Below are 26,464 nucleotides of genomic sequence, written 5' to 3'. Positions count from 1 at the left end.
CTCAACTATTGCTCATAAAATCAGCCAATTTATGATAAAATGGAAATAGAAAGTTGAGATTATGAGTTATTTTAAAAAATATAAATTCGATAAATCCCAGTTCAAACTTGGTATGCGAACCTTTAAAACAGGTATTGCTGTTTTTCTAGTTCTCTTGATTTTTGGCTTTTTTGGCTGGAAAGGTCTTCAAATCGGTGCTTTGACAGCCGTTTTTAGCTTGAGGGAGAGTTTTGATAAGAGTGTTCATTTTGGGACTTCGCGTATTCTAGGAAATAGTATCGGTGGCCTCTATGCCTTGGTTTTCTTCCTAATAAATAGTTTTTTCCACGAAGCCTTTTGGGTGACCTTGGTAGTTGTTCCAATCTGCACCATGTTAACCATTATGACAAATGTAGCCATGAATAACAAAGCAGGGGTTATTGGTGGTGTAGCGGCTATGTTAATCATTACCCTATCGATCCCGAGCGGAGAGACAATTTTGTACGTATTTGCGCGTGTATCAGAAACTTTCATGGGAGTTTTTGTCGCAATTCTCGTAAATTACGATATTGATCGTATTCGGCTCTTTTTAGAGAAAAAAGAAAAATAATGTTACATTTTATAACATTATCAATTGACGTTTGTCTTTTTTTAGACTATAATAGACAGAAAGAAGGAAATTGTAAATGAAGGAAAAAGAATTTCGCCGAAATATGGCTGTTTTTCCTATCGGCAGTGTTATGAAGTTGACCGATCTATCGGCGCGTCAGATTCGTTATTATGAAGATCAAGAGTTGATTAAGCCTGATCGAAACGAAGGGAACCGTCGCATGTATTCCTTGAATGACATGGATCGTCTACTTGAAATCAAAGATTATATCTCTGAAGGTTATAATATCGCTGCCATTAAGAAAAAATATGCTGAACGTGAAGCGAAATCCAAGAAAGCGGTGAGTCAGACTGAGGTGCGTCGTGCACTTCACAATGAACTCCTCCAACAGGGTCGCTTTGCTTCACTACAGTCACCTTTTGGTCGCGGTTAGGCAACCGCAAGTAGTCATACATTAAGGAGAAAACTCATGCCAATCACAGCTGCAGATATTCGTCGTGAAGTCAAGGAAAAAAATGTTACCTTTATCCGTCTCATGTTCTCAGATATTTTGGGAACCATGAAAAACGTCGAAATTCCTGCTACAGATGAACAATTAGATAAGGTCTTGTCAAATAAGGCTATGTTTGATGGATCTTCTATTGAAGGTTTTGTACGTATCAATGAGTCGGATATGTACTTGTACCCTGACTTGGATACATGGACAGTCTTCCCGTGGGGAGATGAAAATGGAAGTGTTGCAGGTTTGATCTGTGATGTCTATACAACAGAAGGAGAACCCTTTGCAGGTGACCCTCGTGGCAATTTGAAACGTGCTCTTCGTCACATGGAAGAAGTGGGATTCAAATCCTTCAACCTTGGTCCAGAACCAGAATTCTTCCTATTCAAACTTGATGAAAATGGAGATCCAACGCTTGAAGTGAATGACAAGGGTGGCTACTTTGATTTGGCACCTACGGATCTTGCGGACAACACACGTCGTGAGATTGTCAATGTCTTGACCAAAATGGGATTTGAAGTAGAAGCGAGTCACCACGAGGTTGCGGTTGGACAACATGAGATTGACTTCAAGTATGATGAAGTTCTACATGCCTGTGATAAGATTCAAATCTTTAAACTTGTTGTTAAAACCATTGCTCGTAAACACGGACTTTACGCAACCTTTATGGCTAAACCAAAATTTGGTATTGCCGGATCAGGTATGCACTGTAATATGTCCTTGTTTGATGCAGAAGGAAACAATGCCTTCTTTGATCCAAATGATCCAAAAGGAATGCAGTTGTCAGAAACTGCCTACCATTTCCTTGGCGGTTTGATCAAACATGCCTACAACTATACTGCCATCATGAACCCAACGGTTAACTCATACAAACGTTTGGTTCCAGGTTATGAAGCGCCTGTTTACATTGCTTGGGCTGGTCGTAACCGTTCGCCACTTGTGCGCGTGCCTGCTTCACGTGGTATGGGAACTCGTCTTGAGTTGCGTTCAGTTGATCCAATGGCAAACCCATATATCGCTATGGCAGTTCTTTTGGAAGTTGGTTTGCATGGTATTGAAAATAAAATCGAAGCACCAGCTCCTATCGAAGAAAATATCTACATCATGACAGCAGAAGAGCGCAAGGAAGCTGGTATTACAGACCTTCCATCAACTCTTCATAACGCTTTGAAAGCTCTGACTGAAGATGAGGTTATCAGAGCGGCTCTTGGAGAACATATCTATACTAGTTTCCTTGAAGCCAAACGAATCGAATGGGCAAGTTATGCGACCTTCGTTTCACAATGGGAAATTGATAATTATTTAGACCTTTACTAATACTAATATAGAAGAAAGATTGTCCGTGAGGATGGTCTTTTTTCTTGTGTTTTATATCGAGATGTGATATATTTTATATAACGAAGTGCGATATATCGAACTGAATAGGAGATGCTTATAAATGGAATTAACGGATAAGATTCGTCGAGTTTATCTTCCCATGACGGAAACGGGCTTTTATATCTTGTTCTGTCTGCAAAAGGAAGGTCATGGGTACAGCATTACGCAAAAGGTCAAGGAGATGACAGATTTGCAAGTTTCGATTAGTCCTGGAACTATGTATGGAACCTTGTCAAAAATGGAAAAGGATGGTTTGATTTCCTTTGTCCGAGAAGAAGAAAAACGGAAAATCTATCAGATCACAGACTTGGGACGAAAAGTCTTAGATATTGAATTGAAGCGTATTGAACGGCTCTATAGAAACAGTCGGGAGGAAGGATGATGGAAAAGAAAATTGTTTATCGAATTTTTACAATTGCGGATTATGAGAGGGAGGCTTTATACCTTAGAAAAATGCATGCTAAGGGCTGGAAACTTAGAAAAGTAAGTTATTCTATCTTATTGTTTGCAGTTAAGTATACTTTTGAAAAGTGTCAGCCTGAGCAGGTATCATATCAGTTGGACTTTTATCCTATGAAAAAATCAGAGAGAGCCTCCTATTTACAATTATTTAAAGACTGTGGCTGGGAGCATATTGCAGACTTTAATGGGTTTTCCTACTTTAGAAAAGCGCATTCTGGAATTGAGTCGGATGCCGAGTTTGAAATTTATAATGACGCGTCCGGGAAGTTAGCTATGGTCAAACGGATTTTAACGAGACGGATGCTTCCTATTTTGCTTCTCTTTTTAGCTCTACTACCGGTTTTCTCAAAGTTTGTCACTGGAGGTAGTTCTTTCAGTTGGGAAGTGTTTTTGATTTTCATAATAGATTGGGTTTTATTGATAGTTTTTGCGATTCAGATTTCTTATATTTTTTGGAGATTGAGTCAAAAGTGGAAAGAATTATCTAATAAATAACACCAGGCATGTTTTCTAATTTTGGGGTAAGACAATGAATAGCAGAGTAGAATTTCGGATTTTCACCATTGTTGATTTGGACAAGGAAGAAGAATATTTGCATGAGATGCACTTGAAAGGTTGGAGATATAGAACGAGTCGTTTTGGTTTTTTCTATTTTGACCAATGTCAACCAGACGATGTCATCTACTATATATATGATTCTAGATTTCTTAAAAAATATAAGCATGAACTGCAAGATTGTAGAAATAGAGGTTGGGAATTGATAGGAGCAGGTTCTTGTTCGATTCTTCGTAAATCGGCTTCTGATTTACTTCCAGAGGATCAAGTCTATATGAGTAAGGGGCTCAGATGGGAAGTTATGCGATATAGACTTCGTTCATGTGCAGCTGCTTTCTTAGGTGGTCTTGTTGTTTGTATGAGTTTGTTTCGAGAAGAACTGTCGCAACCTTTCTTTGTCATTTTTGTTCTATATGCCTTTATGATTTCTTATCTAATCTATGGTTATTTCAGACTAAAAAGGAAATATCAAGTAGATGGAAGGTGAGTTTCTCGGTCTTCAGACCGATTTTTAGCACTCTTGGCAAAAGAGTGCTAATTTTTTGAGTTTTTATCTTGACATTCTCTTTTAAGGGTGTATAATAGAATCATGAGTTAGCACTTGAGTATGTTGAGTGCTAATCGATCAGACAGAGAGGAGTGATGAGGTGGTTACAGAGCGTCAGCAGGATATTTTAAATCTGATTATTGACATCTTTACCAAAACGCACGAACCTGTCGGATCCAAAGCCTTGCAAGAGTCTATTAACTCTAGCAGTGCAACCATTCGTAATGACATGGCGGCTCTAGAAAAGCAAGGTTTGCTTGAGAAGGCTCATACTTCAAGCGGTCGGATGCCAAGTGTTGCTGGTTTTCAGTACTATGTGAAACACTCACTGGATTTTGACCGACTGGCTGAAAATGAGGTTTATGAGATTGTCAAAGCCTTTGATCAGGAATTTTTCAAGCTTGAGGATATTCTGCAAGAGGCTGCTAATCTACTAACAGACTTGAGTGGCTGTACGATAGTGGCTCTGGATGTTGAGCCCAGCAGGCAACGGTTGACAGCCTTTGATATTGTTGTTCTGGGGCAACATACAGCCTTGGCGGTATTTACCCTAGACGAGTCTCGAACGGTTACCAGTCAGTTTCTGATTCCAAGGAACTTCTTGCAGGAGGATTTGCTGAAACTGAAGAGCATCATTCAGGAACGTTTCCTCGGCTACACCGTTCTAGATATTCACTACAAGATTCGGACGGAGATTCCGCAGATTATCCAGCGTTACTTTACAACAACGGATAATGTGATTGATCTCTTTGAACACATCTTTAAGGAAATGTTCAACGAAAATATTGTGGTGGCGGGTAAGGTTAATCTCTTGAATTTTGCCAATCTAGCAGCCTATCAGTTCTTTGATCAACCGCAAAAGGTGGCTCTGGAGATTCGTGAGGGGTTGCGTGAAGATCAGATGCAAAACGTCCGTGTTGCAGACAGTCAAGAGTCCTGTCTAGCTGACCTAGCGGTGATTAGTAGCAAGTTCCTCATTCCTTATCGGGGAGTTGGAATTCTAGCCATTATCGGTCCAGTCAATCTGGATTACCAACAGCTAATCAACCAAGTCAATGTAGTCAATCGTGTTTTGACCATGAAGTTGACAGATTTTTACCGCTACCTCAGCAGTAATCATTACGAAGTACATTAAGATTGAAATCATTAAAGGAGGCGAAAATGGCCCAAGATATAAAAAATGAAGAAGTAGAAGAAGTCCAAGAAGAGGAAGTTGTGGAAACGGTAGAAAAAACAACTCCTGAGAAGTCTGAATTGGACTTGGCAAATGAACGTGCAGATGAGTACGAAAACAAATACCTTCGTGCTCATGCGGAAATGCAAAATATCCAACGCCGTGCCAATGAAGAGCGTCAAAACTTGCAACGTTATCGTAGCCAGGATTTGGCAAAAGCGATTCTCCCTTCTTTGGATAACCTTGAGCGTGCACTCGCAGTTGAAGGTTTGACAGATGATGTGAAGAAGGGCTTGGAAATGGTGCAAGAAAGCTTGATTCACGCTTTGAAAGAAGAAGGAATCGAAGAAATCGCAGCTGACGGCGAATTTGACCATAACTACCACATGGCTATCCAAACTCTCCCAGCAGACTATGAACACCCAGCAGATACCATCGCCCAAGTTTTCCAAAAAGGCTACAAACTCCATGACCGCATCCTACGCCCAGCCATGGTAGTTGTTTACAACTAGGCAATTCTGACGGTTGTAACATACATAATAGAAAACTTGTCCGAAACGACAATAAACTATGAAAGAAAGATAAAAAAGTAGTTCAGCTTTGCAATAGTGAGCGAAGCGAACAAAAGACGATACTCTTCGCCGTGGCGCTATTTGCGAAAACTTTGAGACCTTAGGCTCAAAGTTTAGTCAAAGAGATTGACGAGTCAAGCTCTGACGGCGCCGCCACTTAAGAAGAGTATCTAAAAGAAAAATAGAATATAAAATTTAAGGAGAAAACACATGTCTAAAATTATCGGTATTGACTTAGGTACAACAAACTCAGCAGTTGCAGTTCTTGAAGGAACTGAAAGTAAAATCATCGCAAACCCAGAAGGAAATCGGACAACTCCATCTGTAGTATCATTTAAAAACGGCGAAATCATCGTTGGTGATGCTGCAAAACGCCAAGCAGTTACAAACCCAGATACAGTCATCTCTATCAAATCTAAAATGGGAACTTCTGAAAAAGTTTCTGCTAACGGAAAAGAATATACTCCACAAGAAATTTCAGCTATGATCCTTCAATACTTGAAAGGCTACGCTGAAGACTACCTTGGTGAAAAAGTAACGAAAGCAGTTATCACAGTTCCAGCTTACTTCAACGATGCTCAACGTCAAGCAACAAAAGATGCTGGTAAAATCGCTGGTCTTGAAGTAGAACGTATCGTCAACGAACCAACTGCAGCCGCTCTTGCTTACGGTTTGGACAAGACTGACAAAGAAGAAAAAATCTTGGTATTTGACCTTGGTGGTGGTACATTCGACGTCTCTATCCTTGAATTGGGTGACGGTGTCTTCGATGTATTGTCAACTGCAGGAGACAACAAACTTGGTGGTGACGACTTTGACCAAAAAATCATCGATCACTTGGTAGCAGAATTCAAGAAAGAAAACGGTATTGACTTGTCTACTGACAAGATGGCAATGCAACGTTTGAAAGATGCTGCTGAAAAAGCGAAGAAAGACCTTTCTGGTGTGACTTCAACTCAAATCAGCTTGCCATTTATCACTGCAGGTGAGGCTGGACCTCTTCACTTGGAAATGACTTTGACTCGTGCGAAATTTGACGATTTGACTCGTGACCTTGTAGAACGTACAAAAGTTCCAGTTCGTCAAGCCCTTTCGGATGCAGGTTTGAGCTTGTCAGAAATCGACGAAGTGATCCTTGTTGGTGGTTCAACTCGTATCCCAGCCGTTGTTGAAGCTGTTAAAGCTGAAACTGGTAAAGAACCAAACAAATCAGTAAACCCTGATGAAGTAGTTGCTATGGGTGCGGCTATCCAAGGTGGTGTCATCACTGGTGATGTCAAAGACGTTGTCCTTCTTGACGTAACACCATTGTCACTTGGTATTGAAACAATGGGTGGTGTCTTCACAAAACTCATCGACCGCAACACAACAATTCCAACATCTAAATCACAAGTCTTCTCAACTGCGGCAGACAACCAACCAGCCGTTGATATCCACGTTCTTCAAGGTGAACGCCCAATGGCAGCAGATAACAAGACTCTTGGACGTTTCCAATTGACTGATATCCCAGCTGCACCTCGTGGAATTCCTCAAATCGAAGTAACATTTGACATCGATAAGAATGGTATCGTGTCTGTTAAAGCTAAAGACCTTGGAACTCAAAAAGAACAAACAATTGTGATCCAATCGAACTCAGGTTTGACTGACGAAGAAATTGACCGCATGATGAAAGATGCAGAAGCTAACGCTGAAGCAGATAAGAAACGTAAAGAAGAAGTTGACCTTCGTAACGAAGTAGATCAAGCTATCTTTGCGACTGAAAAGACAATCAAGGAAACTGAAGGCAAAGGATTCGACGCAGAACGTGACGCTGCCCAAGCTGCCCTTGATGACCTTAAGAAAGCGCAAGAAGACAACAACTTGGACGACATGAAAGCAAAACTTGAAGCATTGAACGAAAAAGCTCAAGGACTTGCTGTTAAACTTTACGAACAAGCCGCCGCAGCCCAACAAGCTCAAGCAGGAGCAGAAGGCACACAAGCAACAGGAAACGCAGGCGATGACGTCGTAGACGGAGAGTTTACGGAAAAATAAGATGTTGAGGCGTTAAGAAAACGAAAGAAAAATAGGAAGCCATCGCCTTGTGCGATGCACAAAAGATGGCTTATCTTTTTTCCGAAGTTTTTAGCCGAAACTCAGTTAAGCCTAACTCGGTAAGAATGACTAATCACTAAAGTGATTGTCATTCTACGGCAATCGCTATGGTGACTTGCCTAAACGTCTTACTAGTTCAAAAACAAAGTATAATCGACTTTATTTTTGAACGTCGTAATGATAGGAAGAAATCCAGAGGTTGCAACCCAGCCTCTGTTTTTCGATAAAAAGGACCTAAACCTGATTTATTTGGGGTTTGTCTCATCAATATGACATACAGAAATTGAACCCGATCTAAATCGAAGTTTGATTCAAAATATCAATAGAAAGGAACAATGGTGTTCAGGGAATTGAACACGGGTTCCCATATTTCTTACTCAATATAACAGAAAGGAATTGAACCCGACCTAAATTCTCGGAAAAAAGATAAATCTGCCTAGGAGCATCGCTCCAGCGTCAGATTTCCTATTTTTCAGTCGAATTTTACGGTCTTGGTATCTTGTATGAACAATACTGAATTTTATGATCGTCTGGGGGTGTCAAAAAACGCTTCGGCAGACGAGATCAAAAAGGCTTATCGTAAGCTTTCTAAAAAATACCACCCAGATATCAACAAGGAGCCTGGTGCTGAGGAAAAATACAAGGAAGTTCAAGAAGCATATGAGACTTTGAGTGACGACCAAAAACGGGCTGCCTATGACCAATATGGTGCTGCAGGCGCCAATGGTGGATTTGGAGGCTTCGGTGGTGGAGCTGGCGGTTTCAACGGGGCAGGTGGCTTCGGTGGTTTTGAAGATATCTTCTCAAGTTTCTTCGGCGGAGGCGGTACTTCACGCAATCCAAATGCTCCTCGTCAGGGGGATGACCTCCAATACCGTGTGAATTTGACCTTTGAAGAAGCTATTTTTGGAGCTGAAAAAGAAGTCAAATATAACCGTGAAGCTAGCTGTCGTACATGTAATGGCTCAGGTGCTAAGCCAGGAACAAGTCCAGTCACTTGTGGACGCTGTCATGGTGCTGGTGTCATTAACGTCGATACACAGACTCCGCTTGGTATGATGCGTCGCCAAGTAACCTGTGATGTCTGTCATGGTCGCGGAAAAGAAATCAAAGATCCATGTACAACTTGTCACGGAACAGGTCATGAAAAACAAGCCCATAGTGTACATGTAAAAATCCCTGCTGGTGTGGAAACTGGTCAACAAATTCGCCTAGCCGGTCAGGGTGAAGCAGGATTTAATGGTGGACCATACGGTGACTTGTATGTAGTAGTTTCTGTGGAAGCCAGCGACAAGTTTGAACGTGAAGGCACGACTATCTTCTACAATCTCAACCTCAACTTTGTCCAAGCCGCTCTTGGTGATACAGTTGATATCCCAACTGTTCACGGTGATGTTGAATTGGTTATCCCAGAGGGAACTCAGACTGGTAAGAAATTCCGTTTACGTGGTAAGGGAGCTCCGAGTCTTCGTGGTGGTGCTGTTGGTGACCAATACGTTACCGTTAATGTCGTAACACCGACAGGCTTGAACGACCGTCAAAAAGTAGCCTTGAAAGAATTCGCAGCTGCAGGTGATTTAAAAGTCAATCCAAAGAAAAAAGGCTTCTTTGACCATATTAAAGATGCCTTTGATGGAGAATAAAGTAAAAAGAGCCGATGAGCTCTTTTTGTTTATAGATTTTTTAAGACTTTCCTTAAGTAATGACGGACGGTAGCGCCCTTCTTCGAAGTTCCATACCTAAACTTTGAGCCTAGGTCTCAAAGTTTCCGAACACCTGAAACCAAGCTATTTCAGGTGTTTTCATTACGGCGGAAAGTCTGGGAAAGTCTTCGATTTAGTTATGAAACGGTGAATGATACTCTTCAAAAATCTCTTCAAACCACGTCAGCGTCGACTTGTCGTACTCAAGTACTACCTGCGTCTAGCTTTCTAGTTTGCCCTTTGATTTTTATTGAGTATGAGTTTTCTAAATTATGATGTATAGTTGATGGGATATAACTTGTTTACCTTTTAAAAAAGAGCCGATTGGCTCTTTTTACTTATCTTTAAGTTCCTGTGTTTCTTTGATCACAGCTAGTCTAGTCTGGATATCTTTTTCCAAGACCTTAAACTTGTAAGTCAGGTCTTCTTGGTATTCCTTGATGAGTTCTTTTTGTTGGTCGATGATTTGCAGGCTGTTTTGGATAATATCCACATCATCCTTGATAGCTTGAACGCGGTCAGTGGTATTCAAGACTTCATCTGTGATGGTTTGGCGATTTTTTGTGATCAGATAACTTCCAGCTGCAGCTCCTGCAAATAACAGTAGGTTGGATAATTTCATGGCAACTCCTTAGGCGTTTTTGATAGTTTCAGCAACTTGAGCAAGTTTGTCAAAGTCTGGTTCGTGGGCGATAAAATCAATCTTGAGGTCATCGTCTGCACTGTAGCGAGGCACGAGGTGAACGTGGGTATGAAAGACGGTTTGTCCTGCGATTTCTTCACAGTTGGCAATGATATTCATACCAGCAGCCTTGGTAGCTTTCATGACTTTTTGAGCTACTTTTGGTACTTGGGCAAAGAGTTGGCTGGCGCTAGTAGCGTTCATTTCCAAAAGATTGCGATAGTGTTCTTTTGGCACGACCAAGGTATGTCCTGGTGTCACTTGAGAGATATCAAGAAAGGCAAGAACCTGCTCATCTTCGTATACTTTTGAAGCAGGAATTTCCCCTGCGATGATTTTACAAAAAATGCAATCTGACATAAAATCTACCTCTACTGTATTGAATTTTGATATAATATAGCTACATTATACCAGATTTGGAGAAAATATGTTAGAAATTAAAAACCTGACAGGTGGTTATGTTCATGTCCCTGTCTTGAAAGATGTGTCCTTTACTGTTGAAAGTGGGCAGTTGGTCGGTTTGATTGGTCTCAATGGTGCTGGTAAATCGACGACTATCAATGAGATTATCGGTCTGTTGACACCTTATAGTGGTTCCATCAATATCAATGGCTTGACCTTGCAAGAAGACGCGACTAGCTACCGCAAGCAGATTGGCTACATTCCTGAGACACCTAGTCTGTATGAGGAATTGACCCTCAGAGAGCATATCGAAACGGTTGCTATGGCTTATGGTATTGACCAGAAAGTGGCTTTTGATCGAGTGGAACCTTTGTTAAAAATGTTCCGTCTGGACCAGAAATTAGATTGGTTCCCTGTTCATTTTTCAAAAGGGATGAAGCAAAAGGTCATGATTATCTGTGCTTTTGTGGTGGATCCGAGTCTCTTCATCGTGGATGAGCCTTTCCTTGGTCTTGATCCGCTGGCTATTGCGGACTTGATTCAGCTTTTGGAAGTGGAAAAGCAAAAAGGCAAGTCCATTCTCATGAGTACCCACGTGCTGGATTCGGCTGAGAAGATGTGTGATGCTTTTGTCATTCTTCACAAAGGGGAAGTGCGTGCCAAGGGGAATTTAGCGCAACTGCGCGAAGCCTTTGATATGCCTGAGGCTAGTTTGAATGATATTTACTTGGCTCTGACCAAAGAGGAGGAGCTATGAAAGACTTGTTTTTAAAGAGAAAGCAGGCTTTTCGTAAGGAGTGTCTTGGTTATTTGCGCTATGTTCTCAATGACCACTTTGTCTTGTTCCTGCTTGTTCTGCTGGGCTTTCTAGCCTACCAATACAGTCAACTCTTACAACATTTTCCTGAAAATCATTGGCCTATCCTTTTATTTGTAGGAATTACGTCTGTTTTACTTTTGCTTTGGGGAGGAATTGCCACCTATATGGAGGCTCCAGACAAGCTCTTTCTCTTGGTCGGAGAAGAGGAAATCAAACTCCATCTCAAGCGTCAAACTGGCATTTCCCTAGTCTTTTGGCTCTTTGTACAGACCCTTTTCTTGCTTTTATTTGCGCCCTTATTTTTAGCCATGGGTTATGGCTTGCCAGTTTTTCTGGTCTATGTGCTTTTATTGGGGGTAGGAAAATATTTCCTCTTTCGTCAAAAGGCCAGCAAATTTTTCACTGAAACTGGACTAGACTGGGACTATGTCATTTCCCAAGAAAGCAAGCGCAAGCAAGTCTTGCTTCGTTTCTTTGCCCTCTTTACGCAGGTAAAGGGAATTTCAAACAGTGTCAAGCGTCGTGCCTATCTGGACTTTATCCTAAATACTGTTCAGAAGGTGCCTGGGAAGATTTGGCAAAATCTCTATCTGCGTTCTTATCTGCGAAATGGAGACCTCTTTGCTCTCAGTCTCCGTTTGCTCTTACTTTCCTTGCTGGCACAGGTTTTTATTGAGCAAGCTTGGATTGCGACAGCAGTGGTAGTTCTCTTTAACTACCTCTTGCTCTTCCAGTTGCTGGCCCTCTATCATGCCTTTGACTACCAGTATTTGACCCAACTCTTTCCGCTGGACAAGGGGCAAAAGGAAAAAGGCTTGCAGGCAGTGGTCAGAGGATTGACCAGTTTGGTCTTAGTAGTGGAATTAGTTGTTGGGTTGATTACCTTCCAAGAAAAACTAGCCCTTTTAGCCTTACTGGGAGCTGGTTTGGTTTTACTAGTTTTGTACCTACCTTATCAGGTAAAACGTCAGATGCAGGACTAACATTTCTTATATGACACTAAAAAAGAAGTTGAGTTCAGTTTGTCTCAACTTCTTTTATTTTCTACAGGATAATGGTTGGTCCGTAGAGACTCAACTTGGTCTTGACTTGGTCAAAGTGGAAGCGGTCATAGGCCCGCCAAGCGGCGCGAGTTGGAGCATCTGGATCAAGAGCGCTGAGTCCCATGAGAAGACTGGAAGTCTGGTAAAATTTTTCCAGTTCAATCAAGACTCGATTATCCACTGTTTCAGCCTTGGCTAGAAAACCAAGAATAGAGTTTAATTGCTCCTGAAAGCGGACGTCGTCAGCGGTTGCCTGTTTGCATGCTTGATAGGCTTTGTTTAAGTCAGTAATCAAAGTCTGAGCTCTTTTGATAGGGTCTGTATCTGTCATGAGAATTCCTCCTTTAATCTAGGTGCTAGTTTTGATTCTAGCAACTGTGTTTTGATACTGTTAGTCTATCACTTTTATCTCCTTTTTCACCATAAAATCTTTAATTGCCCTTGAAATTTCCTGAATGATACTGTTAAGATTTTATGATAAAATAGTGGTAAGATTATCATGCTTATTTGAGGAACAAGATACCCTTCAGGAGCGTTAAAGGCCTGTTTAGGATTTGGTGGGCTTGTATCAAAGTATTTTTGCTATTCTCTTTTTAGGAAGAAATCGAAACAAGGAGAGTAAGAAGATGAGAATATTTGTTTTAGAAGATGATTTTTCCCAACAGACTAGGATTGAAACGACGATTGAGAAACTCTTGAAAGAACATCATATCACTCCGAGTTCTTTTGAAGTCTTTGGTAAGCCAGATCAACTGCTGGCAGAGGTACATGAGAAGGGGATCCATCAACTATTCTTTTTGGATATTGAGATTCGAAATGAAGAGATGAAGGGGCTGGAAGTGGCTAGAAAGATTCGGGATCGGGATCCTTATGCCTTGATAGTCTTTGTGACGACTCACTCAGAGTTTATGCCCCTGTCCTTTCGCTACCAAGTGTCTGCTTTGGACTACATTGATAAGGCTCTTTCGGCAGAGGAGTTTGAATCTCGGATCGAGACAGCCCTCCTCTATGCCAATGGTCAAGACAGTAAAAGTCTAGCTGAAGATTGCTTTTATTTTAAATCAAAATTTGCTCAATTCCAGTATCCTTTTAAAGAGGTTTACTATCTCGAAACGTCTCCCAGACCCCATCATGTCATTCTCTATAGCGAGACAGATAGGTTGGAATTTACAGCGAGTTTGGAGGAGATTCTCAAGCAGGAACCTCGTCTCTTGCAGTGCCATCGCTCTTTTCTCATCAATCCTGCCAATGTGGTGCGTTTGGATAAGAAAGAAAAACTGCTTTTCTTTCCCAATGGTGGGAGCTGTATGATAGCGCGTTATAAGGTCAGGGAAGTGTCTGAGGCTATCAATAACTTGCACTGAGTGAGGTGATGGGATGGAATTAGTTTGGAAGATCGTATATGTGTTTTTGCTATCTGGATTGGAATTGTTTATATTTTTTAAGGTGGATGGAATTGTTCTAACTCTGGAGAGAGTCTTTAAAGCTTTTCTTTTTAAGCTACTTTTAGTAGTTATTTTTGTAACGATTAGCTATATAGTAGGAAATAATTACCTATCTTATTTTGTGGAACCCTTGTACGGCATAGGCTTGTCTTTATTACTGTTAAGAGGACTTCCTAAAAAACTCCTTTTCTTTTATGGTCTCTTTCCAATGATATTGGTGAATCTCTTTTATAGAGGTATTTCTTATTTTGTGCTTCCATTTTTAGGGCAAGGGCATGTGTATGATGACCGCTCTTTTATTTGGTTATGTATAAAAATTTTCATTTGCTTTATTTCTCTAGCCTTTTTGAAATGGTTAGACTATGATTTTACTAGTTTGAGAAAGGAGATTCCCGATAAAGATTTTCAAAAGTCCCTGACTAAGATTAACTGGATAATGGGGGCTTACTATCTAGTGATGCAAAGTCTGTCTTATTTTGAATATGTACAAGGTATACAATCAACGACTGTTCGCCATTTCATTCTGGTATTTTATCTACTCTTTTTTATGGGGGTTATCAAGAAATTAGATACCTATTTGAAGGAAAAACTTCAGGAGAAACTGAACCAAGAGCAGACCTTGCGCTATAGAGATATGGAACGCTATAGTCGGCATATAGAGGAACTTTACAAGGAAGTACGGAGCTTTCGGCATGACTATAGCAACCTCTTGACTAGTTTACGTCTGGGCATTGAAGAGGAGGATATGGAGCAGATAAAAGAGGTTTACGACTCTGTTTTAAAGGATTCCAGTGAAAAATTGCAGGACAACAAATATGACCTGGGCAGATTAGTGAATATTCGTGATAAAGCCCTCAAAAGTCTCCTAGCAGGGAAATTTCTAAAAGCCAGAGATAAGAAGATTGTCTTTAATGTCGAAGTTCCTGAGGAGATTCAGGTTGAGGGAATGAGACTGCTTGATTTTCTAACCATTGTGTCTATCCTTTGTGACAATGCTATTGAAGCCACTGCAGAGGCCAGTCAACCTCACGTTTCAATCGCCTTTTTTAAAAATGGAGCACAGGAGACCTTTATCATTGAAAATTCCATCAAAGAAGAGGGCATCGATATTTCTGAAATCTTCTCCTTTGGAGCAAGCTCTAAAGGGGAGGAGAGAGGAGTTGGTCTCTATACCGTCATGAAAATTGTGGAAAGCCATCCTAATATCAGTCTAAATACCACCTGCCAAAATCAAGTCTTTCGTCAGGTTTTAACGGTTCACTTGCTGTAGGTTGATAATTAGAAGATTTGTGAAAAAGAAGTACTGCCTGTAGTCATCAATTAAAATACTATAGTATACGAGGTATATTAAATGAATAAGAAATCCTTTTTTATCATCTGTTCTACGTTGATTATTGCTTCGAATCTTCTCATGATTTCCGTGGTGAACAAGGGAGAAGAAACAGGGGGCAACCTGTTTGTGATTGCTATAGCCTGTGTTTTGCTGCCAGCCTTTTTATATGCAGTTGAAAACAGACTTACTTCAATGGTAAGAGTAGAATCAATACTCCTGATTCAGTTGACAGTTATATCCCTACTCCGTCTTATCAACAGAATAGGGAGGACGCCTGAAATCCTCAACATTATCATTACCCTTATCGCTTTGGCAAGTGGGACAGCTGCTATCCTTGTTGCGATTATGAGAATATATGAGAACATACGGAAGTGAGGGTGAGTAGTTTTCTATTTTGTATTTTCACATTGTCAAGTTCCCCCAGGGCAAGTATGTTTTTCATGCTTGCTTTTTAAATTTTTACAATTCAAGATGTTTTGATGACCATTTATGATTTGGATGGAAAATTTTAAAAAATAGTAGTATACTAACCTTATTAAGGTTGTAATAGGACGAAAGTAAAAAGAGGTATTCCTCGTGAATGCAAAAACAATGTTACAATTGGCTATTATGGTCGCTTAAAGACTTGAGCTTGTGTACTTGGAGGTAATTATGGATTTCAAAAGTTTTCTTATTGTTTTTGTTGTCAGTATGCTTATTTCTTTTATTACTTATTTAATTAGGGGAAAATTTTTAAAATCTCCAAAGAAGAATAAAGATAGATCTAATTAGATAAAAAGATTTTTTATCGCTAGTTTAATCTACAGTGGAGTTTCTTTAATATTGTTTCGCCTGTCAAAATGATATGTGATAGCAGGATAAAAAATCTACAAATTAAGTTGGTATCAATATTGTGTAAAGGGCAAGTATGTTTTTCATGCTTGCTTTTTTAAATTTTTTAACAATTCAAGAGGTTTTGATGACCATTTACGATTTGAGTGATCCAAGAATAAAACGAGTGCTATACTAGCAGTGTAAAGGTTGTAGCTAAACTAAGATAAAGCATATATTTAGGAGGAAATTTTATGAAGAAAAAAATACTTGTCATTTTCATCTTGTATCTGATCATGTCCATATTTCTATATCCGCTTAGGGATAGTGCTTGGTATCATCTATTCTATACCATAGCCTATGTGATTGCGGTTATAATCTATCTTGCTTTAACTAAAAAGAAAGGAGCAAAGAAATGAAAACTTTTCTTGCTAAAAAACGGAACATCTTCCTTGCGAGATTGTTCCTAGGTCAGTTGCCCTTACTTGTCTCCACTTATCTATTTCTATCTCGTCAGTTTTTAAATTTTTCCTTGGTTTTCCAATTTCTCTTAGTGGTTATTAACTTAGCTTCCATTTTGCTCACTGTTTACCTCACTAGGGAAATGAGAATAAGAGAGTTTGAAGATGATGATTTAGTTAGCCCTAAAACCAATCAACTCATGTATATAGGCTTGACAGGTTTTATGTCTATTATTTGTTTGTATAGAGGTGTCACAGCAGGAGAATCCTATCAACAACTAATTGCCTATATTGGCGCTATTCTCTGCTTGATTATCATGCTTCTGCTCATTTGGGGTTTGAAGTATTATAAAAAGTAGAGGAAGGGTTTTCTTCTTAATCTGGGACTAGTCTAAAGCCTGACAGGAGGGGGTCATCCTGTCTTGTAGATAGTAGGAGGATTTCTATGAAAAGACACTCTATTCTTTTCAAAACGAGTGCCATTCTTTCTTATTTGTTTCTATTTTTCGGACTGTCTTGGACAACCCAATTTTGGAGCAATTATTGGGAGTTCTCGTCTTGGGTAGGAAATATTATCTGGATTCGAAACATCATCAGTCTTCTCTTTATCGGTTTGATGGTTTGGATTTTGGTCAGGTCGGGCCATGCTTATCTCTTTCGCATCCCTAGGAAAAAGTGGTTGAGCTATTCTGTTCTGACGGTGTTAGCAGCTGTTGTGCTTATCTGCTTTAACTATCTGACAGCTAAACACGTTCAGGGAACCAATGAAGGGTGGAATTTGTTTATTGCCTATAGTGAGACAAATTTTGCGGAGTTTGGTGTTTACCTAACCTTAATCGTACTAGGACCTCTGATGGAAGAATTGGTATGTAGGGGATTGCTTCAACATGCCTTCTTTAAGAATTCGAGATGGGGACGGGATCTTCTCTTTCCGTCATTCTTATTTGCCTTGCCCCACTTTTCTAGCTTGCCAAGTCTCGCAGATATTTTTGTCTATACGGCAGTGGGCTGTCTATTTGCCTGTCTAACACGTTATACGAAGAGTATCTATCCTTCTTATTCGATTCATATTGTTAATAATATCATCGCAAACTTACCATTTTTGCTCACTTTTCTACATAGGGTCTTGGGGTAAAAAAACAAAGGCTTGCTTTTCAGCCATAGAGGAGGTCATCATGTATAAACACTTATTTTTCCTAGATTCCAAAACCTTAGACTGGTTGACACCTTATATTCTAGTCTTGGCTTCTGACACCATTGCCCTTAATGTTTTTGTGCTAACCTTTGTATCTGTTGTGGCCTTTTATTTCCTAAATCCCATGCTATCTTTAATGGCTATCTTCTTAGGAGCTGGTTATGTGGTCGGATTTTGGTTACTCAAATGGTTTGTTTTGGAAAGACTAGAACTAAAGGATGACTTGTAGGGAAGTTTGGTGGGGAGGATAGTTTTATGGAGTTTTTTGATAAATTTCATGCCTTGTGCTTTGGATTTTTAGTACTACTAATCGTCATTACAGTTCCTTATACGATTAACCATGGGGATTTTTTTCAAAATGAATCTGAATTGATTATTGTAAGTCTTCTTGTAACTTTGGTGAGTATTGCTTATGCTAGAAAGTTTGAAATGATTTCTTTTGGGATGTTAAGCAGGAAACAACTTTTGCTTTTTATTGCAATCTTTCTTCTAAGTGTACTTGAGACGCTGGTGTATATTCATTTTTTCGCTGTTTCTTCTGGCGTGGGAGTTCAACACTTGGCGGAAGTCAGCAGAGGAATTTCTCTGTCTTTGATTTTGACTACCTCAGTTTTTGGACCAATCCAGGAGGAACTCATTTTCAGAGGACTTCTTCAAGGTGCCGTTTTTGACAATTCTTGGTTAGGGCTTGTGCTAACTTCCTCTCTTTTTTCTTTCATGCATGGACCTCCTAATATCTCTTCGTTTATTTTTTATCTACTTGGGGGCTTGTTACTGGGCTTTGCTTATAAAAAGAGCCAAAACCTATGGGTCTCTACTCTAGTCCATATGTTTTACAATAGTTGGCCACTCTTATATTATTTATAAAAATCATGAAAGGTAAGCAGAAGGCGGTGCTTGCCTTTTCTTTCTATAATGATACCCAAGCCAATCCAGAGGCTTTTCTTTGAGAATCAGGTGTGGAGCGGTTGACGAATAGGCCAAAAACTAGTAGAATAGTAAGGAAACTTTATACGGAGGAAAGAAATGGATTTGGGTGATAATGAGCTAACACTGACTCCCATACCTGGGAAAAGTGGCAAAGCTTATATGGGTAGCTATCCTGATGGGAAGCGTATCTTTGTAAAAATGAACACCTCTCCAATCCTACCTGGTCTAGCTAGAGAACAAATTGCTCCACAATTATTATGGAGTCGCCGTTTGGCAGATGGGCGTGATATGTGTGCTCAAGAATGGTTGACAGGCAAGATATTGACCCCCTATGATATGAATCGTAAACAAATCGTCAATATTTTAACCCGCCTTCATCGCTCACGTCCGTTGATGACACAGTTGAGTCGTTTGGGCTATGCCATGGAAACACCTGTAGATTTACTACAGTCTTGGCAGGAAACGGCTCCAGATGCTTTGCGTAAAAATCATTTTATCAGTGAAGTGATGGCTGATTTACGTCAGACTATTCCAGGATTTAGAGAGGACTATGCGACCATTGTCCATGGAGATGTACGACATAGTAATTGGATTGAGACAGACAGTGGCTTGATTTATTTGGTAGATTGGGATTCGGTTCGTTTGACCGACCGCATGTTTGATGTGGCCCATATGCTCTGCCATTATATTCCAGAACATCAGTGGAAAGAATGGTTGACCTACTACGGTTATAAGTATAATCAAACGGTATTAAATAAATTGTATTGGTACGGTCAATTGTCTTACTTGAGCCAGATTTCCAAGTATTATATGAACCAAGATTTAGAAAATGTCAATCGGGAGATTCATGGCTTGCGTCACTTCCGAGACAAGTATGGAAAGAGAAGATGAGAGTTAGAAATCGTAAAGGGGCGACAGAATTACTAGAGGCAAATCCCCAGTATGTGGTCCTCAATCCCTTGGAAGCCAAGGGGAAATGGCGGGACTTGTTTGGCAATGATAATCCCATTCATGTGGAAGTTGGAAGTGGAAAGGGTGCCTTTGTTTCAGGTATGGCTAAGCAAAACCCTGACATCAACTATATCGGGATTGATATTCAAAAGTCTGTTTTGAGCTACGCTTTGGACAAGGTGCTTGAAGTTGGAGTGCCTAACATCAAGCTCTTGTGGGTAGATGGTTCTGACTTGACTGACTACTTTGAAGACGGTGAGATTGATCGTTTGTATCTGAACTTTTCAGATCCTTGGCCTAAAAAACGCCATGAAAAGCGTCGTTTGACCTACAAGACCTTCTTGGATACCTTCAAACGTATCTTGCCTGAAAATGGAGAAATTCATTTCAAGACGGATAACCGTGGCTTGTTTGAGTACAGCCTAGTGAGCTTTTCTCAGTATGGCATGAAGCTCAATGGTGTTTGGCTTGATTTACATGCCAGTGATTTTGAAGGCAATGTCATGACAGAATACGAGCAAAAATTCTCCAACAAGGGGCAAGTTATCTATCGAGTTGAGGCAGAATTTTAAGAAATAGCCTGAAATCAGGCTGTATAAGTGCTTTTGCTTTACATAAGTTGGCAAACGTGCTATACTAAGAGTAAGAATATGAAAAGTGAGGCGGGGAAATATCTTCGCCTCTTGCTTATGAGGAGGTGGACGCAATCGCAACAATCGTAGAATTAGTCAGAGAAGTTGTAGAACCTGTCATAGAAGCGCCTTTCGAACTCGTGGATATCGAGTATGGAAAGATTGGCAGTGACATGATTCTCAGTATTTTTGTAGATAAACCTGAAGGAATTACCTTGAACGACACGGCAGACTTGACAGAAATCATCAGTCCTGTCCTAGACACCATCAAGCCAGATCCCTTCCCAGAACAATATTTCCTAGAAATCACCAGTCCAGGCTTGGAACGTCCTTTGAAAACCAAGGATGCAGTTGCTGGAGCGGTTGGGAAATACATCCATGTCGGGCTCTACCAAGCCATCGATAAGCAAAAGGTCTTTGAAGGAACTCTGTTGGCCTTCGAAGAGGACGAGTTGACCATGGAATATATGGACAAGACACGTAAGAAAACTGTCCAAATTCCATACAGTTTAGTATCAAAAGCACGTTTAGCAGTTAAATTATAGAAAAAGAAAGGATAGCTTTTGAGGATTCAAAAGTGAAGAAAACATGAGTAAAGAAATGCTAGAGGCCTTCCGCATTTTGGAAGAAGACAAGGGAATCAAAAAAGAAGACATCATCGACGCAGTAGTAGAGTCGCTTCGTTCCGCTTATCGCAGACGCTATGGTCAATCAGACAGCGTAGCCATTGACTTTAACGAAAAAACAGGTGACTTTACAGTTTATACTGTCCGTGAAGTGGTTGATGAAGTATTTGATAGCCGTTTGGAAATCAGCTTAAAAGATGCTCTTGCCATTAATTCAGCCTATGAACTTGGTGACAAAATCAAGTTTGAAGAAGCACCTGCTGAGTTTGGTCGTGTAGCAGCCCAATCTGCCAAACAAACCATCATGGAAAAAATGCGCAAGCAAACACGTGCCATCACTTACAATACTTACAAAGAACATGAGCAAGAAATCATGTCTGGTACTGTAGAACGTTTTGACAACCGCTTTATCTATGTCAACCTTGGTAGCATCGAAGCCCAATTGTCAAAACAAGATCAAATTCCTGGAGAAGTTTTTGCTTCTCATGATCGTATTGAAGTCTATGTTTACAAGGTTGAAGACAACCCTCGTGGTGTCAACGTCTTTGTTAGCCGTAGCCATCCAGAAATGATTAAACGCTTGATGGAGCAAGAAATTCCAGAAGTTTATGATGGAACTGTTGAAATCATGAGCGTAGCTCGTGAAGCTGGTGACCGTACGAAGGTTGCCGTTCGTAGCCACAATCCAAACGTGGACGCTATCGGTACAATCGTTGGACGCGGTGGTGCTAATATCAAGAAGATTACTAGCAAATTCCACCCAGCTCGCTACGATGCTAAAAATGACCGCATGGTGCCAATCGAAGAAAATATCGATGTTATCGAGTGGGTAGCAGATCCAGCTGAATTTATCTACAACGCTATCGCTCCTGCTGAGGTTGACCAAGTTATCTTTGATGAAAACGACAGCAAACGTGCCTTGGTGGTTGTTCCAGATAACAAGCTTTCTCTTGCTATCGGTCGTCGTGGGCAAAACGTTCGCTTGGCAGCTCACTTGACTGGTTACCGTATCGACATCAAGTCTGCTAGCGAATTTGAAGCCATGGAAGAAGCTGGTTCGGTAGAATTGGAAGCAGAAAACGATACTATAGAAGAATAAAAGCTGCTAGAGGAGGGAAAGATGAAAACGAGAAAAATCCCTTTGCGCAAGTCTGTCGTGTCCAATGAAGTGATTGATAAGCGTGATTTGCTCCGCATTGTCAAAAACAAAGAAGGGCAAGTCTTTATCGATCCGACAGGCAAGGCCAATGGCCGTGGCGCTTATATCAAACTAGACAATGCAGAAGCCCTAGAGGCGAAAAAGAAGAAGGTCTTTAACCGCAGCTTTAGCATGGAAGTGGATGAAAGCTTTTATGACGAGTTGATCGCTTATGTGGATCACAAAGTGAAAAGAAGAGAGTTAGGACTTGAATAAGCAAAAGATAAGCAATCTCTTGGGACTTGCTCAGCGAGCAGGGCGAATTATATCGGGTGAAGAATTGGTGGTCAAGGCCATTCAAGACGGCAAGGCCAAGATGGTCTTTCTAGCCCATGATGCTGGACCCAATCTGACCAAGAAGATTCAAGATAAAAGTCATTATTATCAAGTAGAAATTGTAACCGTGTTTTCAACACTGGAATTAAGCATAGCAGTCGGGAAATCAAGAAAGGTTTTGGCTGTGACAGATGCTGGATTTACAAAGAAAATGAGGTCTCTTATGGAATAGAAGAGGAGGACATGATTTGTCTAAGAAAAGATTGTACGAAATCGCAAAAGAACTTGGAAAAGAAAGTAAAGAAGTTGTAGCGCGTGCAAAAGAGTTGGGCTTGGATGTGAAAAGCCACTCATCAAGTGTGGAAGAAGCTGTCGCTGCAAAAATCGCTGCCAGCTTTAAGCCTGCAGCTGCTCCGAAAGCAGAAGCAAAACCTGCAGAACCAAAAGCAAGTGCAGAAAAGAAAGCCGAAAAATCTGAGCCAGCTAAACCAGCTGTAGCCAAGGAAGAGGCAAAAGTAGCTGAGCCAGTTGCTCCGAAGACAGAAAAAGTAGCGGCTAAACCGCAAAGCCGTAATTTCAAGGCTGAGCGTGAAGCCCGTGCCAAAGAGCAGGCAGAACGACGCAAGCAAAATAAAGGCAATAACCGTGACCAACAAAAGGGAAATCATCAAAAGAATGATAACCGTAATGGTGGAAAACAAGGTCAAGGCAACCGCGATAATCGTCGCTTTAATGACCAAGCTAAGAAACAGCAAGGTCAGCAAAATCGTGGAAATGAGCGCCGTCAACAAGAGGACAAACGTTTAAATCAAGCGGCTCCACGCATTGACTTTAAAGCCCGTGCGGCAGCCCTAAAAGCAGAACAAAATGCAGAGTATGCACGTTCAAGTGAGGAACGCTTCAAGCAGTATCAGGCTGCTAAAGAAGCCTTGGCTCAAGCTAACAAACGCAAGGAGCCAGAGGAAATCTTTGAAGAAGTTGCTAAGTTAGCTGAACAAGCGCAACAAGCACAGCAAGTTCAAGCAGTGGTTGAAGTCGTCCCTGAGAAAAAAGAACCTGCAGTGGATACACGTCGTAAAAAACAAGCTCGACCAGACAAAAATCGTGATGATTATGATCACGAAGAAGATGGTCCTAGAAAACAACAAAAGAATCGAAGTAGTCAAAATCAAGTGAGAAATCAAAAGAATAGTAACTGGAATAATAACAAGAAAAACAAAAAAGGCACTAACAAGAACAACCGTAATCAGGCTCCAAAACCTGTTACAGAGCGTAAATTCCATGAATTGCCAACAGAATTTGAATATACAGATGGTATGACCGTTGCGGAAATCGCAAAACGTATCAAACGTGAACCAGCTGAAATTGTTAAGAAACTCTTTATGATGGGTATCATGGCCACACAAAACCAATCCTTGGATGGTGAAACAATCGAACTCCTCATGGTGGATTATGGTATCGAAGCCAAACAAAAGGTTGAAGTGGATAATGCCGACATCGAACGTTTCTTTGTCGAAGATGGTTATCTCAATGAAGATGAATTGGTTGAGCGTCCACCAGTTGTAACTATCATGGGACACGTTGACCACGGTAAAACAACACTTCTAGATACCCTTCGTAACTCTCGTGTTGCGACAGGTGAAGCAGGTGGTATCACTCAGCATATCGGTGCCTACCAAATCGTGGAAAATGGCAAGAAGATTACCTTCCTTGATACACCAGGACACGCGGCCTTTACATCTATGCGTGCGCGTGGTGCTTCTGTTACCGATATTACGATCTTGGTCGTAGCGGCAGATGACGGGGTTATGCCTCAGACTATCGAAGCCATTAACCACTCAAAAGCGGCCAACGTTCCAATTATCGTAGCTATCAACAAGATTGATAAACCAGGTGCTAACCCAGAACGCGTTATCGGTGAATTGGCAGAGCATGGTGTTATGTCAACTGCTTGGGGTGGAGATTCTGAATTTGTTGAAATCTCAGCTAAATTCAACCAAAATATCGAAGAATTGTTGGAAACAGTCCTTCTTGTGGCTGAAATCCAAGAACTCAAGGCAGACCCAACAGTGCGTGCTATCGGTACAGTTATCGAAGCGCGCTTGGATAAAGGAAAAGGTGCGGTCGCAACCCTCCTTGTTCAACAAGGTACCTTGAATGTCCAAGATCCAATCGTTGTCGGAAACACCTTCGGTCGTGTCCGTGCTATGACTAATGACCTTGGACGTCGTGTTAAGGTTGCTGGACCATCAACACCAGTCTCTATCACAGGTTTGAATGAAGCACCGATGGCGGGTGACCACTTTGCTGTTTACGAAGATGAAAAATCTGCGCGTGCAGCAGGTGAAGAACGTGCTAAACGTGCCCTTATGAAACAACGTCAAGCTACCCAACGTGTCAGCCTTGAAAACCTCTTTGATACGCTTAAAGCTGGTGAACTCAAGTCAGTTAACGTTATCATTAAGGCTGACGTACAAGGTTCTGTTGAAGCCCTTTCTGCCTCACTTCAGAAAATCGATGTGGAAGGTGTTAAAGTTACCATCGTTCACTCAGCGGTCGGTGCTATCAATGAATCTGACGTGACCCTTGCTGAAGCTTCAAATGCCTTTATCGTTGGTTTCAACGTACGTCCTACACCACAAGCTCGTCAACAAGCAGAAGCTGACGATGTGGAAATCCGTCTCCACAGCATTATCTACAAGGTTATCGAAGAGATGGAAGAAGCCATGAAAGGGATGCTTGATCCTGAATTCGAAGAAAAAGTTATCGGTGAAGCAGTTATTCGTGAAACCTTCAAGGTATCTAAAGTGGGAACTATCGGTGGATTCATGGTTATCAACGGTAAGGTTACCCGTGACTCTAAAGTCCGTGTTATTCGTGATGGTGTCGTTATCTATGACGGTGAACTTGCAAGTTTGAAACACTACAAAGACGACGTTAAAGAAGTTACAAACGGCCGTGAAGGTGGATTGATGATTGATGGCTACAATGATATCAAAACTGATGATGTGATTGAGGCGTACGTCATGGAAGAAATCAAGAGATAATAGAGAAACGATAGCTCATTTGACTCGTCGTCAACAGCGCCTTGATGAACCCTCAGTTCTATCTAAGGCTTGTTTCCTAGATTCAAATGGCTCTAGTTCCTCTATCTAATAAAAATAGCTAGGTCTGCTGGCCTAGCTTTTGGTTCAAAGTAGAGAAAGGAATATCATGGCAAATCATTTCCGTACGGATCGTGTGGGCATGGAAATCAAGCGTGAAGTCAATGAGATTTTGCAAAAGAAAGTCCGTGATCCGCGTGTCCAAGGTGTGACCATCACAGATGTTCAGATGCTAGGTGACTTGTCTGTTGCCAAGGTTTACTACACCATTTTGAGTAACCTTGTTTCAGATAATCAAAAAGCTCAAATCGGGCTTGAAAAAGCAACTGGTACTATCAAACGTGAACTTGGTCGCAATTTGAAATTGTACAAAATCCCAGATTTGACCTTCGTCAAAGACGAATCAATCGAATATGGAAACAAGATTGACGAAATGCTACGCAATCTGGATAAGAACTAAGAAGGAGGGGTACCCCTCTTTTTTTGTGGAGAAAAAGGCAATAAAACATGCTGGCGGAATCTTTCCAGAGTTAAACATTATTAAAAAGCTTTATAAAATTTAACTTGTATGATATTATAGGAAATGAAAAGAGTAAATTTCACAGAAATAGCCAGCAAGACTGGTATCGTCAATATTTTGAAAGTGTAGTTAAACGAGGGAAGATAATATGGGGCCTATCAAAGCTTTTGCTAAAATTTATGGTAATTACTTTTTGACTGTGCAAGGTGTAAAAGTAATGAAAACGATAAAGAAAGATGATAATGCCGTTGTCGGTCTGGGGAAACTTTTTATTGCAGATAAGCTAATGGATACGGCTCGATGGCTCATCAAGCCAGAGGAGAGAGAATGAAATTTTTCTGGGTCTTCTTGCCATTATTTTTATCAAACCGATTATTGGGATTTTGAAATTCTTTTGGATGATCATCTCTTTTGCAGTCCAATTGCTGTTTTACAAGATATTATTTAAGATATTGGATTGGTTC

General features: G+C 40.7%; 31 protein-coding genes. 28 read left to right on the top strand and 3 right to left on the bottom strand.

All coding sequences use genetic code 11. The features are described from left to right. Window positions 1-61 precede the first annotated feature (61 nt). From OC530_RS03140 to dnaJ, 10 genes are all read left to right on the top strand, one after another. Complete coding sequence (locus OC530_RS03140) at window positions 62-589, top strand: aromatic acid exporter family protein (RefSeq protein WP_000119914.1); 528 nt, start codon at window positions 62-64, stop codon at window positions 587-589. A gap of 76 nt (window positions 590-665) precedes the next feature. Further along, entirely contained in the window at window positions 666-1,022 is a 357-nt protein-coding gene (glnR, locus tag OC530_RS03135; RefSeq protein ID WP_173262073.1) for a transcriptional repressor GlnR, read from the top strand. 36 nt (window positions 1,023-1,058) lie between these two features. After that, entirely contained in the window at window positions 1,059-2,405 is a 1,347-nt protein-coding gene (gene glnA, locus OC530_RS03130) for a type I glutamate--ammonia ligase (RefSeq protein WP_262079412.1), read from the top strand. A 121-nt stretch (window positions 2,406-2,526) separates the two neighbouring features. Next, window positions 2,527-2,847: a PadR family transcriptional regulator gene (locus tag OC530_RS03125; RefSeq protein ID WP_031233152.1), complete on the top strand. Its 321-nt coding sequence runs from the start codon at window positions 2,527-2,529 to the stop codon at window positions 2,845-2,847. Next, complete coding sequence (locus OC530_RS10200) at window positions 2,847-3,422, top strand: DUF2812 domain-containing protein (RefSeq protein WP_314515092.1); 576 nt, start codon at window positions 2,847-2,849, stop codon at window positions 3,420-3,422. Before OC530_RS03125 ends, OC530_RS10200 begins: the two co-directional genes overlap by 1 nt. A 34-nt stretch (window positions 3,423-3,456) precedes the next feature. Then, window positions 3,457-3,969, top strand: coding sequence for a DUF2812 domain-containing protein (locus tag OC530_RS03115; RefSeq protein ID WP_173234427.1), 513 nt, complete (start codon window positions 3,457-3,459; stop codon window positions 3,967-3,969). Between the two features lie 160 nt (window positions 3,970-4,129). Continuing rightward, window positions 4,130-5,164, top strand: a complete 1,035-nt coding sequence (gene hrcA / locus OC530_RS03110) for a heat-inducible transcriptional repressor HrcA (protein ID WP_262079407.1) — start codon at window positions 4,130-4,132, stop codon at window positions 5,162-5,164. A 26-nt stretch (window positions 5,165-5,190) separates the two neighbouring features. After that, window positions 5,191-5,715, top strand: coding sequence for a nucleotide exchange factor GrpE (gene grpE, locus OC530_RS03105; RefSeq protein ID WP_262079406.1), 525 nt, complete (start codon window positions 5,191-5,193; stop codon window positions 5,713-5,715). 270 nt (window positions 5,716-5,985) lie between these two features. Next, complete coding sequence (gene dnaK, locus OC530_RS03100; protein WP_173234430.1) at window positions 5,986-7,809, top strand: molecular chaperone DnaK; 1,824 nt, start codon at window positions 5,986-5,988, stop codon at window positions 7,807-7,809. Between the two features lie 563 nt (window positions 7,810-8,372). Next, the gene (gene dnaJ, locus OC530_RS03095; RefSeq protein WP_173234432.1) at window positions 8,373-9,512 is read left to right on the top strand and encodes a molecular chaperone DnaJ; all 1,140 of its coding nucleotides are present in this window, start codon (window positions 8,373-8,375) and stop codon (window positions 9,510-9,512) included. A 394-nt stretch (window positions 9,513-9,906) separates the two neighbouring features. On the opposite strand, the gene OC530_RS03090 is transcribed toward dnaJ, so the two are convergent. Beyond that, window positions 9,907-10,194: a hypothetical protein gene (locus tag OC530_RS03090; RefSeq protein WP_173234434.1), complete on the bottom strand. Its 288-nt coding sequence runs from the start codon at window positions 10,192-10,194 to the stop codon at window positions 9,907-9,909. A 9-nt stretch (window positions 10,195-10,203) separates the two neighbouring features. After that, window positions 10,204-10,614 (bottom strand): HIT family protein, encoded by a 411-nt coding sequence (locus OC530_RS03085; RefSeq protein WP_050275810.1) that lies wholly within the window; start codon window positions 10,612-10,614, stop codon window positions 10,204-10,206. A 67-nt stretch (window positions 10,615-10,681) separates the two neighbouring features. On the opposite strand from OC530_RS03085, the gene OC530_RS03080 reads away from it, so the two are divergent. Both OC530_RS03080 and OC530_RS03075 read left to right on the top strand, forming a co-directional pair. Further along, complete coding sequence (locus tag OC530_RS03080) at window positions 10,682-11,413, top strand: ABC transporter ATP-binding protein (protein ID WP_173234436.1); 732 nt, start codon at window positions 10,682-10,684, stop codon at window positions 11,411-11,413. Continuing rightward, the gene (locus tag OC530_RS03075; protein ID WP_173234438.1) at window positions 11,410-12,459 is read left to right on the top strand and encodes an ABC transporter permease; all 1,050 of its coding nucleotides are present in this window, start codon (window positions 11,410-11,412) and stop codon (window positions 12,457-12,459) included. Before OC530_RS03080 ends, OC530_RS03075 begins: the two co-directional genes overlap by 4 nt. A 61-nt stretch (window positions 12,460-12,520) precedes the next feature. Here OC530_RS03075 and OC530_RS03070 read toward each other — a convergent pair whose 3' ends face one another. Continuing rightward, window positions 12,521-12,850, bottom strand: a complete 330-nt coding sequence (locus tag OC530_RS03070) for a hypothetical protein (RefSeq protein WP_004261043.1) — start codon at window positions 12,848-12,850, stop codon at window positions 12,521-12,523. A gap of 295 nt (window positions 12,851-13,145) precedes the next feature. Here OC530_RS03070 and OC530_RS03065 point away from each other — a divergent pair, with 295 nt between their 5' ends. The 16 genes from OC530_RS03065 (at window position 13,146) to OC530_RS02990 (ending at window position 26,331) form a co-directional block, all read left to right on the top strand. Next, window positions 13,146-13,883 carry a LytTR family DNA-binding domain-containing protein gene (locus tag OC530_RS03065; protein ID WP_262079396.1) on the top strand — a complete coding sequence of 246 codons (738 nt, stop codon included), beginning with the start codon at window positions 13,146-13,148 and terminating at the stop codon, window positions 13,881-13,883. 13 nt (window positions 13,884-13,896) lie between these two features. Next, a complete protein-coding gene (locus OC530_RS03060; RefSeq protein WP_262079395.1) occupies window positions 13,897-15,234 on the top strand; it encodes a sensor histidine kinase in 1,338 nt (445 codons plus the stop codon). 81 nt (window positions 15,235-15,315) lie between these two features. Beyond that, a complete protein-coding gene (locus OC530_RS03055) occupies window positions 15,316-15,672 on the top strand; it encodes a hypothetical protein (protein ID WP_262079393.1) in 357 nt (118 codons plus the stop codon). A gap of 850 nt (window positions 15,673-16,522) precedes the next feature. Further along, window positions 16,523-16,927, top strand: coding sequence for an immunity protein (locus OC530_RS03050; RefSeq protein ID WP_262079391.1), 405 nt, complete (start codon window positions 16,523-16,525; stop codon window positions 16,925-16,927). Window positions 16,928-17,013: 86 nt separating this feature from the next. After that, entirely contained in the window at window positions 17,014-17,703 is a 690-nt protein-coding gene (locus OC530_RS03045) for a CPBP family intramembrane glutamic endopeptidase (RefSeq protein WP_262079389.1), read from the top strand. Window positions 17,704-17,743: 40 nt separating this feature from the next. After that, window positions 17,744-17,992: an immunity protein BlpZ gene (gene blpZ / locus OC530_RS03040; RefSeq protein WP_262079387.1), complete on the top strand. Its 249-nt coding sequence runs from the start codon at window positions 17,744-17,746 to the stop codon at window positions 17,990-17,992. Window positions 17,993-18,018: 26 nt separating this feature from the next. After that, complete coding sequence (locus tag OC530_RS03035; RefSeq protein WP_262079385.1) at window positions 18,019-18,630, top strand: type II CAAX endopeptidase family protein; 612 nt, start codon at window positions 18,019-18,021, stop codon at window positions 18,628-18,630. A gap of 159 nt (window positions 18,631-18,789) precedes the next feature. Further along, window positions 18,790-19,584 (top strand): cell cycle regulator CcrZ, encoded by a 795-nt coding sequence (gene ccrZ / locus OC530_RS03030; protein WP_000363005.1) that lies wholly within the window; start codon window positions 18,790-18,792, stop codon window positions 19,582-19,584. Beyond that, window positions 19,581-20,216 carry a tRNA (guanosine(46)-N7)-methyltransferase TrmB gene (trmB, locus tag OC530_RS03025; RefSeq protein ID WP_001266094.1) on the top strand — a complete coding sequence of 212 codons (636 nt, stop codon included), beginning with the start codon at window positions 19,581-19,583 and terminating at the stop codon, window positions 20,214-20,216. The genes ccrZ and trmB overlap by 4 nt, the downstream gene beginning before the upstream one ends. 125 nt (window positions 20,217-20,341) lie before the next feature. Continuing rightward, the gene (gene rimP, locus OC530_RS03020) at window positions 20,342-20,821 is read left to right on the top strand and encodes a ribosome maturation factor RimP (RefSeq protein WP_001808691.1); all 480 of its coding nucleotides are present in this window, start codon (window positions 20,342-20,344) and stop codon (window positions 20,819-20,821) included. 43 nt (window positions 20,822-20,864) lie between these two features. Next, entirely contained in the window at window positions 20,865-22,001 is a 1,137-nt protein-coding gene (gene nusA, locus OC530_RS03015; RefSeq protein ID WP_262079379.1) for a transcription termination factor NusA, read from the top strand. Between the two features lie 21 nt (window positions 22,002-22,022). Further along, entirely contained in the window at window positions 22,023-22,316 is a 294-nt protein-coding gene (gene rnpM / locus OC530_RS03010; protein ID WP_000857561.1) for an RNase P modulator RnpM, read from the top strand. Then, window positions 22,309-22,608 (top strand): YlxQ-related RNA-binding protein, encoded by a 300-nt coding sequence (locus OC530_RS03005; protein ID WP_001041392.1) that lies wholly within the window; start codon window positions 22,309-22,311, stop codon window positions 22,606-22,608. The genes rnpM and OC530_RS03005 overlap by 8 nt, the downstream gene beginning before the upstream one ends. Before the next feature lie 16 nt (window positions 22,609-22,624). Beyond that, window positions 22,625-25,423, top strand: a complete 2,799-nt coding sequence (gene infB, locus OC530_RS03000) for a translation initiation factor IF-2 (RefSeq protein ID WP_262079375.1) — start codon at window positions 22,625-22,627, stop codon at window positions 25,421-25,423. Between the two features lie 166 nt (window positions 25,424-25,589). Then, complete coding sequence (gene rbfA, locus OC530_RS02995; RefSeq protein ID WP_262079373.1) at window positions 25,590-25,940, top strand: 30S ribosome-binding factor RbfA; 351 nt, start codon at window positions 25,590-25,592, stop codon at window positions 25,938-25,940. Between the two features lie 208 nt (window positions 25,941-26,148). Then, entirely contained in the window at window positions 26,149-26,331 is a 183-nt protein-coding gene (locus OC530_RS02990; protein WP_262079371.1) for a hypothetical protein, read from the top strand. Window positions 26,332-26,464 lie beyond the last annotated feature (133 nt).

The sequence above is a fragment of the Streptococcus sp. Marseille-Q5619 genome (assembly GCF_946901205.1).
Taxonomy (GTDB): domain Bacteria; phylum Bacillota; class Bacilli; order Lactobacillales; family Streptococcaceae; genus Streptococcus.
The sequence above is the reverse complement of the archived record's forward strand: the minus strand, read 5'-3'. Positions and strand labels throughout refer to the sequence as shown.

Bases quoted from the DNA above. Each gene is read 5' to 3' on its own strand.
- OC530_RS03140 (WP_000119914.1), top strand. From the start codon at position 62: ATGAGTTATTTTAAAAAATATAAATTCGATAAATCCCAGTTCAAACTT.
- glnR (WP_173262073.1), top strand. From the start codon at position 666: ATGAAGGAAAAAGAATTTCGCCGAAATATGGCTGTTTTTCCTATCGGC.
- glnA (WP_262079412.1), top strand. From the start codon at position 1,059: ATGCCAATCACAGCTGCAGATATTCGTCGTGAAGTCAAGGAAAAAAAT.
- OC530_RS03125 (WP_031233152.1), top strand. From the start codon at position 2,527: ATGGAATTAACGGATAAGATTCGTCGAGTTTATCTTCCCATGACGGAA.
- OC530_RS10200 (WP_314515092.1), top strand. From the start codon at position 2,847: ATGGAAAAGAAAATTGTTTATCGAATTTTTACAATTGCGGATTATGAG.
- OC530_RS03115 (WP_173234427.1), top strand. From the start codon at position 3,457: ATGAATAGCAGAGTAGAATTTCGGATTTTCACCATTGTTGATTTGGAC.
- grpE (WP_262079406.1), top strand. From the start codon at position 5,191: ATGGCCCAAGATATAAAAAATGAAGAAGTAGAAGAAGTCCAAGAAGAG.
- dnaK (WP_173234430.1), top strand. From the start codon at position 5,986: ATGTCTAAAATTATCGGTATTGACTTAGGTACAACAAACTCAGCAGTT.
- dnaJ (WP_173234432.1), top strand. From the start codon at position 8,373: ATGAACAATACTGAATTTTATGATCGTCTGGGGGTGTCAAAAAACGCT.
- OC530_RS03090 (WP_173234434.1), bottom strand. From the start codon at position 10,194: ATGAAATTATCCAACCTACTGTTATTTGCAGGAGCTGCAGCTGGAAGT.
- OC530_RS03085 (WP_050275810.1), bottom strand. From the start codon at position 10,614: ATGTCAGATTGCATTTTTTGTAAAATCATCGCAGGGGAAATTCCTGCT.
- OC530_RS03080 (WP_173234436.1), top strand. From the start codon at position 10,682: ATGTTAGAAATTAAAAACCTGACAGGTGGTTATGTTCATGTCCCTGTC.
- OC530_RS03075 (WP_173234438.1), top strand. From the start codon at position 11,410: ATGAAAGACTTGTTTTTAAAGAGAAAGCAGGCTTTTCGTAAGGAGTGT.
- OC530_RS03070 (WP_004261043.1), bottom strand. From the start codon at position 12,850: ATGACAGATACAGACCCTATCAAAAGAGCTCAGACTTTGATTACTGAC.
- OC530_RS03065 (WP_262079396.1), top strand. From the start codon at position 13,146: ATGAGAATATTTGTTTTAGAAGATGATTTTTCCCAACAGACTAGGATT.
- OC530_RS03060 (WP_262079395.1), top strand. From the start codon at position 13,897: ATGGAATTAGTTTGGAAGATCGTATATGTGTTTTTGCTATCTGGATTG.
- OC530_RS03055 (WP_262079393.1), top strand. From the start codon at position 15,316: ATGAATAAGAAATCCTTTTTTATCATCTGTTCTACGTTGATTATTGCT.
- OC530_RS03050 (WP_262079391.1), top strand. From the start codon at position 16,523: ATGAAAACTTTTCTTGCTAAAAAACGGAACATCTTCCTTGCGAGATTG.
- OC530_RS03045 (WP_262079389.1), top strand. From the start codon at position 17,014: ATGAAAAGACACTCTATTCTTTTCAAAACGAGTGCCATTCTTTCTTAT.
- blpZ (WP_262079387.1), top strand. From the start codon at position 17,744: ATGTATAAACACTTATTTTTCCTAGATTCCAAAACCTTAGACTGGTTG.
- OC530_RS03035 (WP_262079385.1), top strand. From the start codon at position 18,019: ATGGAGTTTTTTGATAAATTTCATGCCTTGTGCTTTGGATTTTTAGTA.
- ccrZ (WP_000363005.1), top strand. From the start codon at position 18,790: ATGGATTTGGGTGATAATGAGCTAACACTGACTCCCATACCTGGGAAA.
- trmB (WP_001266094.1), top strand. From the start codon at position 19,581: ATGAGAGTTAGAAATCGTAAAGGGGCGACAGAATTACTAGAGGCAAAT.
- nusA (WP_262079379.1), top strand. From the start codon at position 20,865: ATGAGTAAAGAAATGCTAGAGGCCTTCCGCATTTTGGAAGAAGACAAG.
- rnpM (WP_000857561.1), top strand. From the start codon at position 22,023: ATGAAAACGAGAAAAATCCCTTTGCGCAAGTCTGTCGTGTCCAATGAA.
- rbfA (WP_262079373.1), top strand. From the start codon at position 25,590: ATGGCAAATCATTTCCGTACGGATCGTGTGGGCATGGAAATCAAGCGT.
- OC530_RS02990 (WP_262079371.1), top strand. From the start codon at position 26,149: ATGGGGCCTATCAAAGCTTTTGCTAAAATTTATGGTAATTACTTTTTG.